Origin of the sequence: Lysinibacillus sp. IITD104, from assembly GCF_036698265.2 — a bacterium.
Lineage (GTDB): Bacteria > Bacillota > Bacilli > Bacillales_A > Planococcaceae > Lysinibacillus > Lysinibacillus boronitolerans.
Map to the genome: position 1 here is coordinate 3,681,606 of NZ_JBAHYH020000001.1, position 16,074 is coordinate 3,697,679.

12 protein-coding genes are annotated in these 16,074 nt (G+C 36.8%); 6 read left to right on the top strand and 6 right to left on the bottom strand.

Annotated elements, in window-relative coordinates; all coding sequences use genetic code 11:
• Positions 1-5: 5 nt before the first annotated feature.
• Genes V1L66_RS18730 through V1L66_RS18740 form a run of 3 tightly spaced genes read right to left on the bottom strand, consistent with a single transcriptional unit; the run spans position 6 to position 3,365 of the window.
• Positions 6-992 carry an extracellular solute-binding protein gene (locus V1L66_RS18730; protein ID WP_328023710.1) on the bottom strand — a complete coding sequence of 329 codons (987 nt, stop codon included), beginning with the start codon at positions 990-992 and terminating at the stop codon, positions 6-8.
• Positions 989-2,620 carry an ABC transporter permease subunit gene (locus V1L66_RS18735; protein ID WP_333006612.1) on the bottom strand — a complete coding sequence of 544 codons (1,632 nt, stop codon included), beginning with the start codon at positions 2,618-2,620 and terminating at the stop codon, positions 989-991. Before V1L66_RS18735 ends, V1L66_RS18730 begins: the two co-directional genes overlap by 4 nt.
• The gene (locus V1L66_RS18740) at positions 2,613-3,365 is read right to left on the bottom strand and encodes an ABC transporter ATP-binding protein (protein ID WP_048391952.1); all 753 of its coding nucleotides are present in this window, start codon (positions 3,363-3,365) and stop codon (positions 2,613-2,615) included. The genes V1L66_RS18735 and V1L66_RS18740 overlap by 8 nt, the downstream gene beginning before the upstream one ends.
• 152 nt (positions 3,366-3,517) lie before the next feature.
• On the opposite strand from V1L66_RS18740, the gene V1L66_RS18745 reads away from it, so the two are divergent.
• The gene (locus tag V1L66_RS18745) at positions 3,518-4,273 is read left to right on the top strand and encodes a DeoR/GlpR family DNA-binding transcription regulator (RefSeq protein ID WP_115673847.1); all 756 of its coding nucleotides are present in this window, start codon (positions 3,518-3,520) and stop codon (positions 4,271-4,273) included.
• 58 nt (positions 4,274-4,331) lie between these two features.
• Here the strand turns inward: V1L66_RS18745 and V1L66_RS18750 are convergent, their stop codons facing one another.
• Positions 4,332-5,102, bottom strand: coding sequence for a Cof-type HAD-IIB family hydrolase (locus tag V1L66_RS18750; protein WP_054549831.1), 771 nt, complete (start codon positions 5,100-5,102; stop codon positions 4,332-4,334).
• 436 nt (positions 5,103-5,538) lie between these two features.
• Here V1L66_RS18750 and V1L66_RS18755 point away from each other — a divergent pair, with 436 nt between their 5' ends.
• From V1L66_RS18755 to V1L66_RS18765, 3 genes are all read left to right on the top strand, one after another.
• Complete coding sequence (locus V1L66_RS18755; RefSeq protein ID WP_004224712.1) at positions 5,539-5,748, top strand: DNA-dependent RNA polymerase subunit epsilon; 210 nt, start codon at positions 5,539-5,541, stop codon at positions 5,746-5,748.
• Positions 5,749-5,753: 5 nt separating this feature from the next.
• Positions 5,754-7,421, top strand: coding sequence for a ribonuclease J1 (gene rnjA / locus V1L66_RS18760; protein WP_004224711.1), 1,668 nt, complete (start codon positions 5,754-5,756; stop codon positions 7,419-7,421).
• Positions 7,422-7,707: 286 nt separating this feature from the next.
• Positions 7,708-8,496, top strand: coding sequence for a protein kinase domain-containing protein (locus V1L66_RS18765; RefSeq protein WP_333006613.1), 789 nt, complete (start codon positions 7,708-7,710; stop codon positions 8,494-8,496).
• 46 nt (positions 8,497-8,542) lie between these two features.
• Here the strand turns inward: V1L66_RS18765 and V1L66_RS18770 are convergent, their stop codons facing one another.
• Positions 8,543-9,376 carry a TetR/AcrR family transcriptional regulator gene (locus V1L66_RS18770; RefSeq protein WP_004224709.1) on the bottom strand — a complete coding sequence of 278 codons (834 nt, stop codon included), beginning with the start codon at positions 9,374-9,376 and terminating at the stop codon, positions 8,543-8,545.
• A gap of 99 nt (positions 9,377-9,475) precedes the next feature.
• Here V1L66_RS18770 and V1L66_RS18775 point away from each other — a divergent pair, with 99 nt between their 5' ends.
• Positions 9,476-12,565, top strand: a complete 3,090-nt coding sequence (locus V1L66_RS18775) for an efflux RND transporter permease subunit (protein ID WP_333006614.1) — start codon at positions 9,476-9,478, stop codon at positions 12,563-12,565.
• Positions 12,566-12,617: 52 nt separating this feature from the next.
• Here V1L66_RS18775 and V1L66_RS18780 read toward each other — a convergent pair whose 3' ends face one another.
• Positions 12,618-14,183, bottom strand: a complete 1,566-nt coding sequence (locus tag V1L66_RS18780) for a family 10 glycosylhydrolase (RefSeq protein WP_333006615.1) — start codon at positions 14,181-14,183, stop codon at positions 12,618-12,620.
• A gap of 537 nt (positions 14,184-14,720) precedes the next feature.
• Here V1L66_RS18780 and V1L66_RS18785 point away from each other — a divergent pair.
• Positions 14,721-15,968, top strand: a complete 1,248-nt coding sequence (locus V1L66_RS18785) for an MFS transporter (protein ID WP_048391958.1) — start codon at positions 14,721-14,723, stop codon at positions 15,966-15,968.
• Positions 15,969-16,074: the final 106 nt, after the last annotated feature.

Sequence of the window (16,074 nt, forward strand, 5' to 3'; positions counted from 1 at the left end):
ACTCCTTATCGCTGTGCTTCTTTAAAGAAGGCTTGGTGTTTTTCTAATAAATCTACGGTTAAGGTAGTATCCCATTTTTTCAAATAGGTAGGAACGTGCTCGTCCTTTACTTGTTCTCCTTCATATAGAGCTACAGGATATTGCTCTAGAAGACCATCACGAGCCTCTGTTGCAATTACCTTTGCAATTTCTTTTGCTAATGCTTCCTCACCTTCTTTGTCTACAACAGCTACAGATTCCGTTAAAGTGAAATTTCCTTCTGTCGGGTCAATATAATCAATCGGTAACCCTTCGTTTTTGGCATCAATAGCTTGGATACGTAAACCAAAGCCTGCAGCAACTTCTCCTGTTTTCACCTTTTTAATAGGGCCAGAGCCTGAACTTTCAATATGTGGTCCTGCATTTTTAATTAACTCTGCTAGAACTTTTTTCCCTTCCTCTTCACCATATTCCTTTATAATAGCTTGTACTAGAAGCCACCCTGTTGAGGAGTCCATAATGTTTGGGAATGACACTAAATCCTTATAAGCAGGGTCTGTCAAATCTTTAATGGATTTCGGAATAGATAGCCCCTTTTGTTGTAATACCTCTGTATTAATAAAGATAGAGCCTACATTGCCTAAAATCGGTAATGCATACGTAACACTCCCATCAAGAGGCTTTAAGTCTGAAGAAATATCCACAAACATGGATTTTGAGGTTTGTGCACTTTCTATAAAATAAGAAGCCATTGTTACAACATCTGCTTCAATATCTGTCCCTTCCGCCATCATTTTGCCACCTAACTCAGAAGTACCAAACGACTGGATTAAATACTTACCTTTATAGCCTTTATCATCTAATGTAGTTTCCATCACTTCAATAGCTTCATCATCAGCATTTGAATAAATGATGACTTGCTCTTTGGAATCTGCTGCTACTCCTCCACATGCAGCTAAAACGACTGCTGCTGCACTTACTGTCCCTAACATCCTGCCTGTTGACTTCTTCATTTTGTAATCTCCTCCGTTTTTTCTTTATGTGCTGCTATATAATCACAACCTAATTTCACAATGAGGTTTGTACATAAAATGAATATCGATAAAACAAAAATATCGGTGTACTTTGCGAAATGCTGTAGCTCTTTTATCCTTGTCGATACAAGCATTGTCTTTGTGCTGACAAGAAAAATAACACCGCTGACTGTAACCATCGCATTTAAAAAATAGTAGCTAAACATTTGATAAATCGTTGGCCTAATATTCGGTAAAATAATTCGTATCACGGTTTTTAACCACGAATCCTTTAACAGCTCAGCTGTCACTTCCCACGTAGGATCCATTTTTTGCAATGAATTTTTCGCCATTAAATAAGGTGTCGTAAAAAAATGCACGATATTACATGCGATAATGATAAGAAAAGTACCCTTTAAAGAACTTCCATTAAAGAAAAATAAGTAGGATAATCCAAGTACCATACCTGGAACTGTATTTGTCATCATAGAAGTTACATCTAAGCTTTTTCTTCCCTTTAATGGTGTCCTTGTATTAAGAAGCGCCGACATAAATGTTATGCCCACACCTAATATTGCTGTTAGAACCGCTACGATGAGAGAATTGATGTAAACCTTTGTTAAATCTTTCTCTGCGAGTACATTTTGAACATGCTCTAATGTAAAGCTGAAATCGTACGGATAGCCTTTGGTAAAAGGCACAATAAACATGGTTGAAAAAATAATACATACAGCTGTTACACAGAGAATTGAATAAATTGTAAATAGCGCGTCTCGTAAACGATGCTTTACAAGTTCACTTTGCCCAACCTGTTTATATTGAAAATTGAAGCGCTCTAAAATCGTTAGCATGACAACACCTAATATAGCAGGTACTAGCATTAACACTGAAATGACTGCTCCACGTTCAAAATGCACAATGGAACCTAACATAGCTTGGTAAAGTTCAGTAGCTATTACCCTGTAATTGCCACCAACCGATGCAGGGATTCCAAAGTCTGTGAAGCTTAAAACAAATGTTAAAATAAATGCCCCGCCAATTGTCCCAACCATAGGACGGTATACGGTATGATAAAAACGACGCATTGGCTGATCATGCATTAATATTGAAACAAGTAAAAAACGTTTATCGATATATTGCATGGAGTTTTGCATTAATATAAAAGCAACTGGTAATGTGTATAAGACGTAACCGATCACCAAGCCGTTATACCCATAGATTGTAAAAAGAGGCTGCCCCACTAGTTTTGTTAGAATTCCTTGATTCCCAAATGTATAAATCAATACAAAGCCATAGGTGATGGTTGGCAGTAGCATCGGCAAGGTAATTCCAATTTGAACTAGCTTTTTTGTATGGAGATGCATCGTAGTAAAATGAACAGCATAGGCCAACCAAAAGGCTAAAATGGTTGTAATCACTGATGCTACAAAAGAAACTTTAAAACTATTCGTAAAAGCTTCACGAATTTCGATATTCCGTAAAGCTTCTATATAATTTTGAGTGGTAACGACATTGCCTATTTTGAATGACTGCCAAAACATATAAAGCAATGGCACAATTAAAAAGAATAGAAAAAATAGTAGAATCGGTAGAAAAATTAATTTCATTATTTTATTCGTTTTAAGCATATGTTTCTCCAAACAATTGATAGATGTTATGTCGCTTAATATGAAGCTGCCTTAAGATAAAATCTTCTACAAATTGATTTTTTGGCGCTGTAACAATTTCATGAGGTGTGCCAAATTGAGCAACTGTACCTTCATTAATAATGATGACTTTATCCGATAAGGTAAGGGCTTCTTCCGGATCATGTGTCACGATAATCGTCGTCAAATTAAATTCACGGGCGATGGATTTAATACGTTCCTTTATAGATTCCTTTATAACGCCATCTAGTGCACTTAGTGGTTCGTCTAATAATAGAATTTTAGGTTGCATCACGAGTGTTCTTGCAATGGAAACGCGTTGTTTTTGCCCACCAGACAATTCATGAATCTTCTTATGCAAATGAGGAGCTAGCTCTAAAAAATCAATGTATTCTTGTATCTCCTCTTTGGACATTTTCACATTTTTATTTTTTAATCCATAAATGATATTGTCGTATGCATTTAAATGAGGAAATAACGCAAAATCCTGAAACACTATATTAAATCCTCTTTCTTGCATTGATTGCTTGGAAATATCTTGTCCATTGTAGACAAGCTGACCAGCAGTTGGATCTACAAGTCCTAAAATGATATTAAGCAAAGTAGTTTTACCGCAGCCACTCGGTCCTAGCAAAGAAATAATCTCACCTGATTCGACGGTTACATTGATATCTACTAAAACTTTTTTATTTTTATAGCTTTTTGAGATATTTTTTAGCTCTAACAAATTGGGTCACCTCACTCAGTTCTTAGCTTCAGTATAGAGACTATTTGTAAAGGAAAATGCTTATTTGTGTAAATGTTGAGTAAATTCTGACCAACTGTTGACAAAGTTATGATTATTTTGAGTAAATATCTAGTAGAGGTGATGAAATGTATATGATAGAAAGGCAACACCAAATTTTGCAGTTTATACGTCAACATAAGGTAGTAAAATTAGTAACACTTACAAAAGAGTTTAACGTTTCAATGGAAACGATCCGTCGTGATGTCCAACAGTTGATGCAAGACAAAAAAATTGAAAAATTTTATGGGGGCGTTAAATATATTGAGCCAGTAGAAGGACTAATTGATCACCGACTTCACGAACAGTTAACAGAGAAAATCGCCATTGCCAGAGCATGTGCTTCGCTCGTTCAAGATGGGGAATGTATTTTCATTGATAGCGGAACAACTACCTATCAAATGACACCATTTTTATTGGACAAGGAAAAACTAACAGTGGTGACAAATTCACTACCTGTAGCATTTGATCTAATCGGCTCTAACATTGAGGTTATACTGCTTGGGGGTAAAGTACGCCATTCTGAAAAATCAGTGACATCAAATGAATTTTTATTTCGCTTCGAGCATCTTAATATCAATAAAGCTTTTATTTGCGCTAGTGGCGTTTCAATTGAAAAAGGCATATCTGATTTTAGCTTGGATGAAGCGATTACTAGAAAGCAAATTATTTCCATCTCTCAAAAAGTCTACGTAGCTACAGATTCCTCAAAATTTAATAAAGATGTAGCGATTCAAGTTTGTCCAGTGGATGACGTAGATGTCATTATCACAGATGACGCACTATCCAAAAAGACGATTCAACATTTTTCGGAAAAAGGTGTTCAAATAAAAACCGTCAATATGGCATAGACCATTAATCAATAAAAAACAACTAGTTGTAAATTTCACAACTAGTTGTTTTTCATTTTTAAATAATGGATAGCTTACGCATTATTTTAGAGAGACCATCCTCGTCTACATGGTCTGCAATATGATGAGCAACTGCCTTCACTCGCTCATGGCCATTTCCCATAGCAACACTTGTCCCAACTGCCTGTAGCATCTCAATATCATTTATGCCATCGCCAAAAGCAAAGGCATCTTGTAAAGTGATGCCCATTTTTTCAAGCACCTTTTCAATACCAGCAGCCTTCGAACCTCCCTTTGGCAAAATATCACAAGAATAACGATGCCAACGTACAAATTGAACATTTGGGAATGTTTCATTATATAAAGGTTCATCTTTTTCTTCCATAAAAATAAGTGTTTGATATACATTGTTCTGCATATAATAAGATGAGTCTAATTCTGGATACGGATATTTAAGAGTATCTAAGCTTTCAGCTACCATACGATGATCGCCAACTGAGGCAATCATCCGTTTATCATCTAAAAACACTACCGGTTCGTTACGCGCCTCACCAAAGGCAATAATTTTAGCTAGTTCATCTTTCGCAATCCCATTTGTATAGACAACCTCACCTTTATAGACAACATATTGGCCATTGAAGGTAACATACGTATCGATCTCTAATTCTTCTAGCAATGACTCAATCATAAATGGTGCTCGACCAGTAGCAATTGCCAATTCATAACCATTACGTCGTGCTGTCAAAAGTGCCTCTTTTGCAGATGAAGGTAACTTTTTTTCACTGTTATAGAGAGTACCATCGACATCAAAAAATAAAATTTTGTTCATTCTATTAACCCTTTCCATAAATATTATCCTTTCAAGCTAAATGACTTTACATAGACAATAATTTTAATTATAATGATCCTAAGGAGTGATGTGCCATGCTGAAGAAACTCAAACGAAAATTATTGAAGCAACTTCGCGGCGTACTCGGAAAAAAATCAATTGCCTAACATTTGCCCTTCATTATTTGAAGGGCTTTTCTTTATTTTAGAGGAAGTGCGTGATAATATAAAGGAAATGCATTTATTTGGCTATACGCAACCACTGTCTCACTACTTCCTATACAATTTTATAACATAGTGCACATCTGAAGCATTGAGATACAAGTATTACAAACGTACATTTCTTCAATAAAAGAAATTCGTTGTTTTCTTGTAGCACGTGTGTGGTAGTAGTCAAAGGTGCAAGAAAATTGTACGCAATTAAAGGAGAGCAAACTATGATTTACAAAGTTTATTATCAAGAAAATGCAAATGAGATTCCAGTTCGCGAAAATACTAAAAGTCTATACCTAGAAGCTACTTCAGAACGTGAAGTACGTGAAAAGCTAAAAGACCGAAACTATAACATCGAGTTCATTCAACTGCTTGAGGGTAACTACTTAGAGTACGAACAAGCAAGCCCGAACTTCGTCTTGGAGGAAATTTAACAAACATGAAGTTTGTTAAAAATGACCAAGCAGCTGTTTTCGCGCTCGGCGGACTGGGCGAAATCGGCAAAAACACTTATGGCGTTCAATTTCAAGATGAAATTATCTTAATTGACGCCGGTATAAAATTTCCAGAAGACGACTTACTGGGCATTGACTATGTTATTCCTGATTACACGTACTTAGTACGTAATGTCGATAAAATCAAAGGACTGTTTATTACCCATGGGCATGAGGATCATATTGGGGGTATTCCATACCTTTTACGTCAAGTAAATATCCCTGTCTATGGCGGTAAGCTTGCACTTGGCTTATTACGTAATAAATTAGAAGAACATGGCTTGCTACGTACAACAAAACTCATTGAAATTAAAGAAGAGGATGTTATTAAATTCAGAAAAACATCTGTTAGCTTCTTTAGAACAACACATAGTATTCCTGATGCTTATGGAATTGTTGTTAAAACACCACCTGGTAATATCGTTCACACAGGTGACTTTAAATTTGACTTTACACCAGTGGGTGAACCAGCCAACCTAACAAAGATGGCTGAAATCGGACGTGATGGCGTACTTTGCTTACTATCTGATAGTACTAACGCTGAAAAGCCTAATTTCACAATGTCAGAGCGCACAGTTGGAAAAAGTATCGACGAGATTTTCCGTAAGGTGGATAGCCGTATTATTTTTGCTACCTTTGCATCAAATATTCACCGTTTACAGCAAGCCACAGACGCAGCCGTAAAATACGGAAGAAAGATTGCTGTCTTTGGTCGCTCAATGGACAATGCTATTACGATTGGTCGTGAGCTAGGTTACATTACTGCTCCAAAGGATACATTTATTGATGCTCAAAGCATCAATCGACTTCCTGCAAACGAAGTGATGATTTTATGTACAGGCTCTCAAGGTGAACCAATGGCTGCCTTGTCACGTATTGCCAACGGGACACATCGTCAGATTCAAATACAGCCTGGCGATACAGTTATCTTTTCTTCTTCACCAGTACCAGGTAATACCGTGAGTGTTAATAAAATCATTAATTTATTGTTCCGTGCAGGTGCAGAAGTCATTCATGGTGCATTAAACAATATTCATACATCTGGTCACGGATCTCAAGAAGAACAAAAACTGATGCTTCGTTTAATGAAGCCTAAGTTCTTTATGCCTATCCATGGTGAATTCCGTATGTTAAAAATGCATACACACCTAGCTGAAGATTGCGATGTTCCACTAGACAATACATTTGTTATGGAAAATGGTGATGTTCTAGCACTAAGTGCCAATGAAGCACATGTAGCTGGCCGTATTCCTTCAGGAGATGTTTACATTGATGGCAATGGTATTGGCGATATCGGTAATATCGTGTTACGTGATCGCCGTATTCTTTCTGAAGAAGGTTTAGTGATTGTAGTTGTAAGTGTTGATATGGAAAACCAAAAAATTGTTTCTGGCCCTGACATCATCTCACGTGGATTTGTCTATATGCGTGAATCAGGTACGATGATCAATGAGGCACAAAAAATGTTAAACCGTCATCTGAATGAAACAATTCAAAGCAAGACTCCTCAATGGACAGAATTGAAGAATGAAATTACAGACGTTTTGGGACCTTATCTATTCGAAAAAACAAAACGCCGTCCAATGATCTTACCGATTATTATGGAGGTTTAACCTCGTAAAGAAACTATGTAAATTTTACATAGTTTCTTTTTTATTTTTGAAACCTCCTTTTTATTTTTGCGTATATAGTAATAACAACATCAAAAAGGAGCGTTTTTATGCTAGATAAAATTCTTCATTCCTTACTTAATAGTAAATCCAAACGCCATCATTCTTCATCAAGTAGCCGTAGCAGATATTCAAAGCGACATAATTATTATGGTCACAAGCATTATAAGCGTAGCTCTCGTAAAAGCTCACGCAGTTTTTTCAGCTCTATGAGTTTCTTTAGTAGCTAATGTGGTGGAAACGAATTTCCGAAAAAAGTTTTGACCAGGCTGTAGAACTTTACATAGCCGAACATCCCGATTTTTCTTTTAAAAAATTCCTTGGCTATGGCTCATATGGTCGTACGTATTTAATTGAGAATTGCTCGTCAGCAAGTCTATTTGTTTTAAAATGCTTGCGACCCAAACATCGTCACCACCAGAAAACCATTCATAAATTTCAACAAGAAATTCACATACTCCAGCAACTTTCACTACCCTATGTTCCTACCATCCATTCAGCAGGAACAATTTCAGACAGTCCATTTTTTATCATGGACTATGTCAATGGGCAAACTTTTGAGGAGCTTATTTTTCAGAATGGTGCCAAATTTACAATTGCTCAATCCCTTGCTATTACAAAGCAATTATTAGAGCAAATTGTACAGTTACACAATTATGGTATTGTACATCGCGATTTACGGATTCCGAATATATTGTTAGTAGGTCAGCAATTGCATATTATTGACTTTGGTCTAGCTACCACTTATCAAAAGCTAATCGATATCTCTACGATTGAAAATCCAAAACGTGCCGAAAATCATATTAGTGATCTTTATTTTGTCGGCCATTTTTTATTATTTTTACTATACTCAGACTACAAGCCAAGCAAGAAAAAAGAGAAAGCTTGGCAGCAGGAATTAAAATTACCAATCGAAGTCCAAGATTTTCTTGAGCGCCTATTATGGATTCAAGAACCCTTTGCAAGTGCGTTAGAGGCCTTGCAATCTATGCCTCCATCCATAGATAAAAACCATTAAAAATAGAATTGTTCACCGCCAAACGTGAACAATTCTATCCTAGAGTTCAAATATTAAAGTATTTTGCAGTTACATATGCAATCCAATGATACGCTGGGTCTAAACGTAGATTTTCAATTAGCCCCTTAATGATTGCTTTACCATAAGTAGGATTTTCTATTTCTTGCTTTAACAACTCAATGGATTCTTTTTCTATAGAATCCTCAGTATGATTTATATTTTGCTCCAATAATTGTAGTAAAGCATCTTTTGACACGTCTTCCTCACACGGCTTTGCAATAAACGGCACAAGATCTGCTGTAATAAATGGAATGGTTGTATGATGGGCAATAATATCTGTCTTTTCTGCTAAAGATTTAGCTAATTGCTCTAAATCAAGTGGCATATCTGAAAAAATAAAAAGCTCAGCATAGCTCTTCATAAATCCTTTTATGCAGTACATTACATCATATTTCATTTCTTTTAATTGATCCTGATAAAGCTGCTCAAGCATATAGAGAATTGATTTCGACATTTCTGCTTCATACGCTGTTATTTTATGAAATAGCTCTTTTTTTGTTAAAAAGACCTTTTCATTAAAGAATACACGTGCAGATGCAGAATGGTCTTTGAATGCTTGAAAAATACTTTTATAAAATTCAACCAAAACAGTTTCTTTGTTATACGTTCCTCTGACTACTTGGTCAACATCTGTAATAAACTGCTGTAAATAGTAATCAACCATAGATATAACAAGCTCATCTTTGGTTTTGAAGGATAAATAAAATGCACCTTTAGAAATCCCGCAGCGTTCTGTGATTTGTTGTACTGACGTAGCTTCAAAACCCTGTTCAGAAAACAGTTCTAACGCTTTCTCCATAATTAATTGCTTTTTTAACATATTTTTAACTCTCTCCTAATGCATTTCGTTGACAAATGACCGATTAGTCATTAGTATAAATAATTGAATTTAGATAGTCAATAAAGGGTAGGTGTGAAGGTGAAAAGTTTAGTTAATTTCGTATTAAAGAACAAATTGGCAGTGTGGTTATTAACAATTATCATCACTGTCTCTGGTATTTATTCGGGTACTAGGATGAAAATGGAATCGATACCCGATATTTCGATCCCGTATTTAATTGTCATGGGCGTATATCCTGGCGCAACGCCTGAACAAGTCATGAATGAACTTTCCATTCCGTTCGAAAAATCCATAGAAAGTTTAGAAGATGTGAAGGCTGTTTACTCAACTTCCTCTTCCAACGTAGCACAAGTTCAAGTGGAATACGACTATGGAATTGATATGGATGAGAAAAAACGTCAATTAGAAGCAGCTTTAGATAATCTTAAACTACCTGAAGGTGCTCAAGAGCCTACTATTATGGCAATCAGCATGAACATGATGCCCGTAGTCGCTTTATCTGTAAGTAGCTCTAAGGAAGATATTGTTGATTTAACTTCAACAGTAGAAGAAGTTTTACTGCCTAAAATCGAAAAGATTGATGGTGTTGCATCTGCTACCATAACAGGTCAGCATATTGAACAAGTATCGTTTAAATACGATGAAGAAAAAATGGCAGCACTTGGTTTAACAGAGGAAACTGTTAAACAAATGATTCAGGCAAGTGATATGTCACTGTCACTTGGTTTATATCAATTTACTGTCGGGGAACAAGCCGTTTCAGTAGATGGTAAGGTAAAATCAGTGGATGAACTGAAAGACTTATTAATTCCAGTTACACCTTCAGCTACAAATCCTTCACCTTTCGTTCGTCTAGGTGATATTGCAAAAATTGAAGTAGAAGGTAAAGTGCAATCTGTTTCACGTACAAATGGTCAAGATGCCATTGCTATTCAAATCGTAAAAGGCCAAGATGCGAATACGGTAACAGTTGTTAATGCAGTAAAAGACCTTATGAAGGATGAGGAAAAACGATTAGACGGCTTAAACGTAGAGATCTCTCTTGACCAAGGTGCCCCAATTGAAGATTCTGTATTTACAATGATCGAAAAAGCAGTCTTTGGCGGCGCAATTGCCGTATTAATCATTTTACTATTCTTACGTGATTTCAAATCAACGATTATTTCAATTATTTCTATCCCAGTTTCTATCTTCATGGCATTACTCCTATTAAACTGGATGGATATTACTTTAAACATCATGACCCTCGGCGCGATTACCGTCGCAATCGGTCGTGTTATCGATGACTCAATCGTAGTTGTAGAAAATATTTACCGACGAATTCACTTAAAACAAGAAAAACTTACAGGTCGTGCCCTAATTCGCGAAGCAACAATTGAAATGTTCAAACCAATTCTTTCTTCAACATTGGTAACGGTCGCTGTATTCGCTCCTCTTATTTTCGTAGGTGGTATGGTAGGCGAATTATTCATGCCATTTGCCCTTACAATGACATTTGCATTAGGTGCATCGTTATTAGTTGCGATCACAATCGTACCTGCTTTATCTCACTTCTTATTCCGTAAAAAGTTATACGGTGAGAAGACTGAAAGCCAACATAAAGAAGTTGGTAAACTTGCTACCTGGTACAAAGGTGTCTTAGAAAAAGTATTAAATCACAAAATTATTACATCTGTCCTTGCGATTCTTTTACTTGTTGGTTCTCTTGCATTAACACCACTTATTGGTTTTAGTTTTATGGGCTCACAAGAAGAAAAAGTTATGTACTTAACGTATACGCCTGCAACGGGAGAGCTGGCTGACGAAACGGCAGCAAATGTTGAAAAAGTAGAAAAAGAATTAATGAAACGTAAAGATGTTGATATTTTACAAGTTTCCATTACAGATGCGAAGAATGTCGATCCATCAGCAATGATGATGGGTGGAGGTGCTGGCGGTGCCTTAATGTACCTTATCTTTGATCCGGATATGGAAGACTTCCCTAAAGCTCGTGATGAGGTTGAAGACTATGTATTTAACATCGGGCAATCAGGAGAATGGAAGTCTCAAAACTTCACTTCTATGTCGATGTCATCAAACGAAGTCAGCTATACACTGTATAGTGATGATTTAGATAAACTTCGAGATGCTGTGAAGCAAGTAGAGGGCGCTCTAAAAGAAGTGGATGGCTTAGAAGATATTAAATCTGATAATGAAGATCCATATGTAGAGCATGTGCTAAAAGTTGAACAAAAAAATGTCCTTCAATACGGGTTAACGACAGCTCAAATCGTGATGGCATTAAATTCAAATACATCACAAGAAATATTAACTACCGTGAAAAACGATGGTAAAGATATCGATGTCATCGTTCAACGCGATGCTAAAGCAGCTGCGACTTCACTTGATGATGTCTTAGCCACTGAAATTAAAACAGCATTGGGTACAACAATGACTATCGGAGAATTAGTAGATGTTGAGGAAGGTACAACACTTAACTCATTATCTCGTTCAAAAGGTGAATATTTTGCAACAGTATCTGGTACGATTATCGGTGACGATATTTCAAAAGCCACTACTGCTGCTGATAAAAAAATTGATAAATTAGATTTACAAAAAGGTGTAACACTTGGTGTTGCTGGTGTTGCTGCAGATATGCAAGAAACATTCACTAAGCTTGGTATTGCGATGTTAGCAGCCATTGCCATTGTTTACTTCATTTTAGTGGTAACATTCGGAGAAGGTTTAGCTCCGTTCGCTATTCTTTTCTCACTACCGTTCGCAGTAATTGGTGCATTCATTGGTTTATTCGTTACAGGGCAAACTATTTCTGTATCTGTCATGATGGGTCTATTGATGTTGATTGGTATCGTTGTAACAAATGCCATCGTATTAGTTGACCGTATCATTCATATGGAACATGATGGTCTTGCCATGCGTGAAGCAATCCTTGAAGCTGGAGCAACACGTTTACGTCCTATCCTGATGACAGCCATCGCTACTATTGGTGCTATGATTCCAATGGCACTTGGTACTGGCGGTAGTGGATTAATTTCCAAAGACTTAGCTATTACTGTAATTGGCGGTTTATTATCTTCTACCCTATTAACACTCGTTGTTGTACCAATTGTTTATGAAATGCTATCTAAAATGTTAAAGAAAAACCGTAAAGATATTGAAGAAAATTAATAAAAAAACAGCCATTCATGCAGTCATTGCATGTGAGTGGCTGTTTTTTTTATTAATCTTCTTTCACTACAAAAGCTTCCTTGCTTTCCACACCTGTAGCAGATACAGCCTTAATGCCGTATGTATAGCTATGCTTAGCAAGAGCTGACTTGTCCACAAATTTAGTGAATCCATCCATATTATAAACAACATCCACTATATTTCGAGGGTCATCATAAGAGCCTTCTTTGTTTCCTGTAAAACGATAAATGACATACTTGCGTGGTTGTGTTTCATTTTCGTCTATAATCTCTATCTTACGACCTGCCGCTTCCTTTGTCACTTGCACAAAAGTCGGCACGTTCGGCACTGTGTCATCATCCCAAGTTGTTTCTGGTGTCAGTGCTGTGTAATTATATAATTGTTGACTAACAATCGTTGCATAGCCTAGTTTATTGTTTTGAAAGCTTCTTAAGGAGAAATGCATTTGCCCCTCAGCCGCTACCTTTTCCGAACGATTCGCTAGTATTTGACTAGGTAGCTCCATTTTATTTTTCCATGCTGCATCACTATCATTGCCAACTTTGTAATCAGCAAGCCCAATGTATAGATGCACAGGGTGTGTTGTTGCGTAGGTTTGCACTTCATGGCTCCACCAATCTAACAACGTTCCATATTTCGCAACAGATAATGTTCTTGACCAATAAATTTGTGGTGTAATGTAATCAATTGTGCCATTTTGAATCCATGTTCTGACGTCTGCATATAAATCATCGTAATTATTAACACCAGCCCTTGTATCGCTTCCTGTTTTATCTAGTGATTTATTGCGCCATACACCAAATGGTGAAATACCAAATTGGACATATGGCTTTGTGTCTTTAATGGCCGTGTAAAGATTTTCTACAAGACGGTTGACATTATCTCGTCGCCAATCCTCCACCTTTTTAAAGGAAGCACCATAGTTTTTAAAAGCTGCTTGATCTGGAAAAACTTCATTAGCAACTTTATATGGATAAAAATAATCATCCATATGCACTGCGTCAATATCATAATTAGCTACTAGCTCTCTTACTACGTCAACTAAATAGTCTTGTACTTCTGGTAAACCAGGATTTAAATAATATTGCTTACCGTATTTGATAACCCAATTTGGATGTGTTCTAGCCACATTATCAGCAGCAAGGTCTGTCAGTTTTTGTCCAGACATTGTTACACGATAAGGATTCATCCATGCATGCAGCTCCATACCCCGTTTATGACTTTCCTCTATCATGATCGCAAGAGGATCGTAGCCTGGATTCGTGCCTTGCTTTTTGCCTGTTATGTAAGATGACCATGGCGCTAGATCAGAGGCATACATTGCATCATTTGTTGGTCTTACTTGATAAATAACAGTATTGAATTTATTGGCTTTTAGTTGATCCAAAGTTTGGCGTGTCCAAGCCGTGTACTGCTCCTTCGTCATACCTGCTTTCATATCAAGATTAAGAACGGTTGAAATCCAGACAGCCCTCATCTCCCTTTTTGGCTGTGTCGTGCTTGCCATGGCAGTCTTTGTAGGGATTGTCGATAGGCATAACACAAAAATCATCGCGACTAAAGTTAAGATCTTCCATTTACTATTTTTCTTTCTCATATTTCCTCCATTTGCTATTTTTCTATTTTAGTATATGACAAGTACTCGCTATATGCACGTCTCCGAAGCAACTTTATCGGAATCAATGCAAGCAGATAATAAGTTTCACCTCTAACAAACGTTCCCGATAGTTTCAAAATATGTATAAAAAACTACTGAAAAGACGATGAATAGTACTTTTCCTTTAAAGAAATCGATAAATATAGATGCATGGCGTTTCATTTTATGAGATTCATTTCACAATTTCCATATTTTTAAATTCAACCTATTTTTTGCTTATTTCATTCTTTACGCATCGATGAACTTTATGCTACAATCAACACAACTTATATAGAACGGAGGGTATTCCAAATGACAGCTTCAATTAGACTACGATTTCACCTTATTAATTAAATATGTGTACACTTTGCCTGCTGTGCAAGGGAAATGGAATTAGGTCTAGTCTGTTTTAGGAATACTGGAAAAGAGGGGACTTCTACTCCCCTCTTTTTTTGTGTTGTCTTTTACTTTCCACACAGGCACTACTGTTAGAAAGGGATGACGAAATTGGAACATTGGAAACGTAACACAATACTTTTTTTAAGTAGTCAAACGATTTCACTTTTTGGCTCTGCTCTTGTGCAATATGCCATTACATGGTATATCACACTTACAACACAATCAGGCAGCATGATGACCATCGCGATCATTTGCGGCTTTTTACCAACCTTCTTCTTAGCACCTATTGCTGGTGTCTGGGCAGATCGCTATAACCGTAAATGGCTTATTATTTTAGCAGATGGAATGATTGCCTTATCTACGCTGATTCTAGCTATTTTATTTTTAATCGGCTATGATGAGCTCTGGCTACTATTTGTTATATCAGCCGTACGCGCAGTTGGTGCAGGTATTCAAACACCAGCAGTGGGCGCAATTTTGCCACAATTTGTGCCTGAAGAGCATTTAATGAAGGTCAATGGTGCAAATAGTAGTATTCAAGCCTTCATCATGATTCTTGCACCTATGGCAAGTGGTGCATTGTTAACGATGGCTTCTATTGAATCCATTTTCTTTATTGATGTGACAACAGCGGCTATTGCCATCGCTATCTTCTTATTATTTCTGCATATCCCTGCACATGCAAAAGCTAATCAGCCACAAACAACAGGCTATTTTAGTGATATGAAACAAGGCTTCATCTATATTAAAGAGCATGCTTTCTTGAAACAATTATTCTTGTTCTTTGCCTTTTTCATGCTGCTTGCTGCACCTGCTGCCTTTTTAACGCCTTTACAAGTTACACGAACTTTTGGCAATGATGTATGGCGTTTGACTGCCATCGAAATGGCCTTTGCCATTGGGATGTTAATCGGTGGTATCGCAATCGCAACATGGGGTGGCTTTAAAAATAAAGTGCATACAATGACATTATCTGCTTTGTTATTTGGTCTTTGTACAATGGCTCTCGGCGTCATTCCTATTTTTTGGTTGTACCTCGGAATCATGGCCATTACTGGCATAGCCATGCCAATCTTTAATACACCTGCAACGGTGTTATTACAAGAAAAAGTGGAAAGTGACTATATGGGAAGAGTATTTGGCATTCTTAGTATGATATCTACCTCTATGATGCCTTTAGGAATGCTAATTTTCGGGCCAATAGCTGATATTATTGCTATTGAGTGGCTACTCATCGGTACAGGACTATTACTCTTCATCCAAGGATTTTTCCTTCTAGGCAGTAAAGTCTTATTAAAAGCTGGTAAACCTACTGCTGAGCATGTTGACTCGCTAGAAAAAAAGTGAAGATTTTATTTCAGATAATTGTTGAGGATAAAATAACAATTAAAATTTAGCTTATAAACAATCATAAACGCATCTTGACGCTAAAAAAGCCCTACTTTATGTAGGG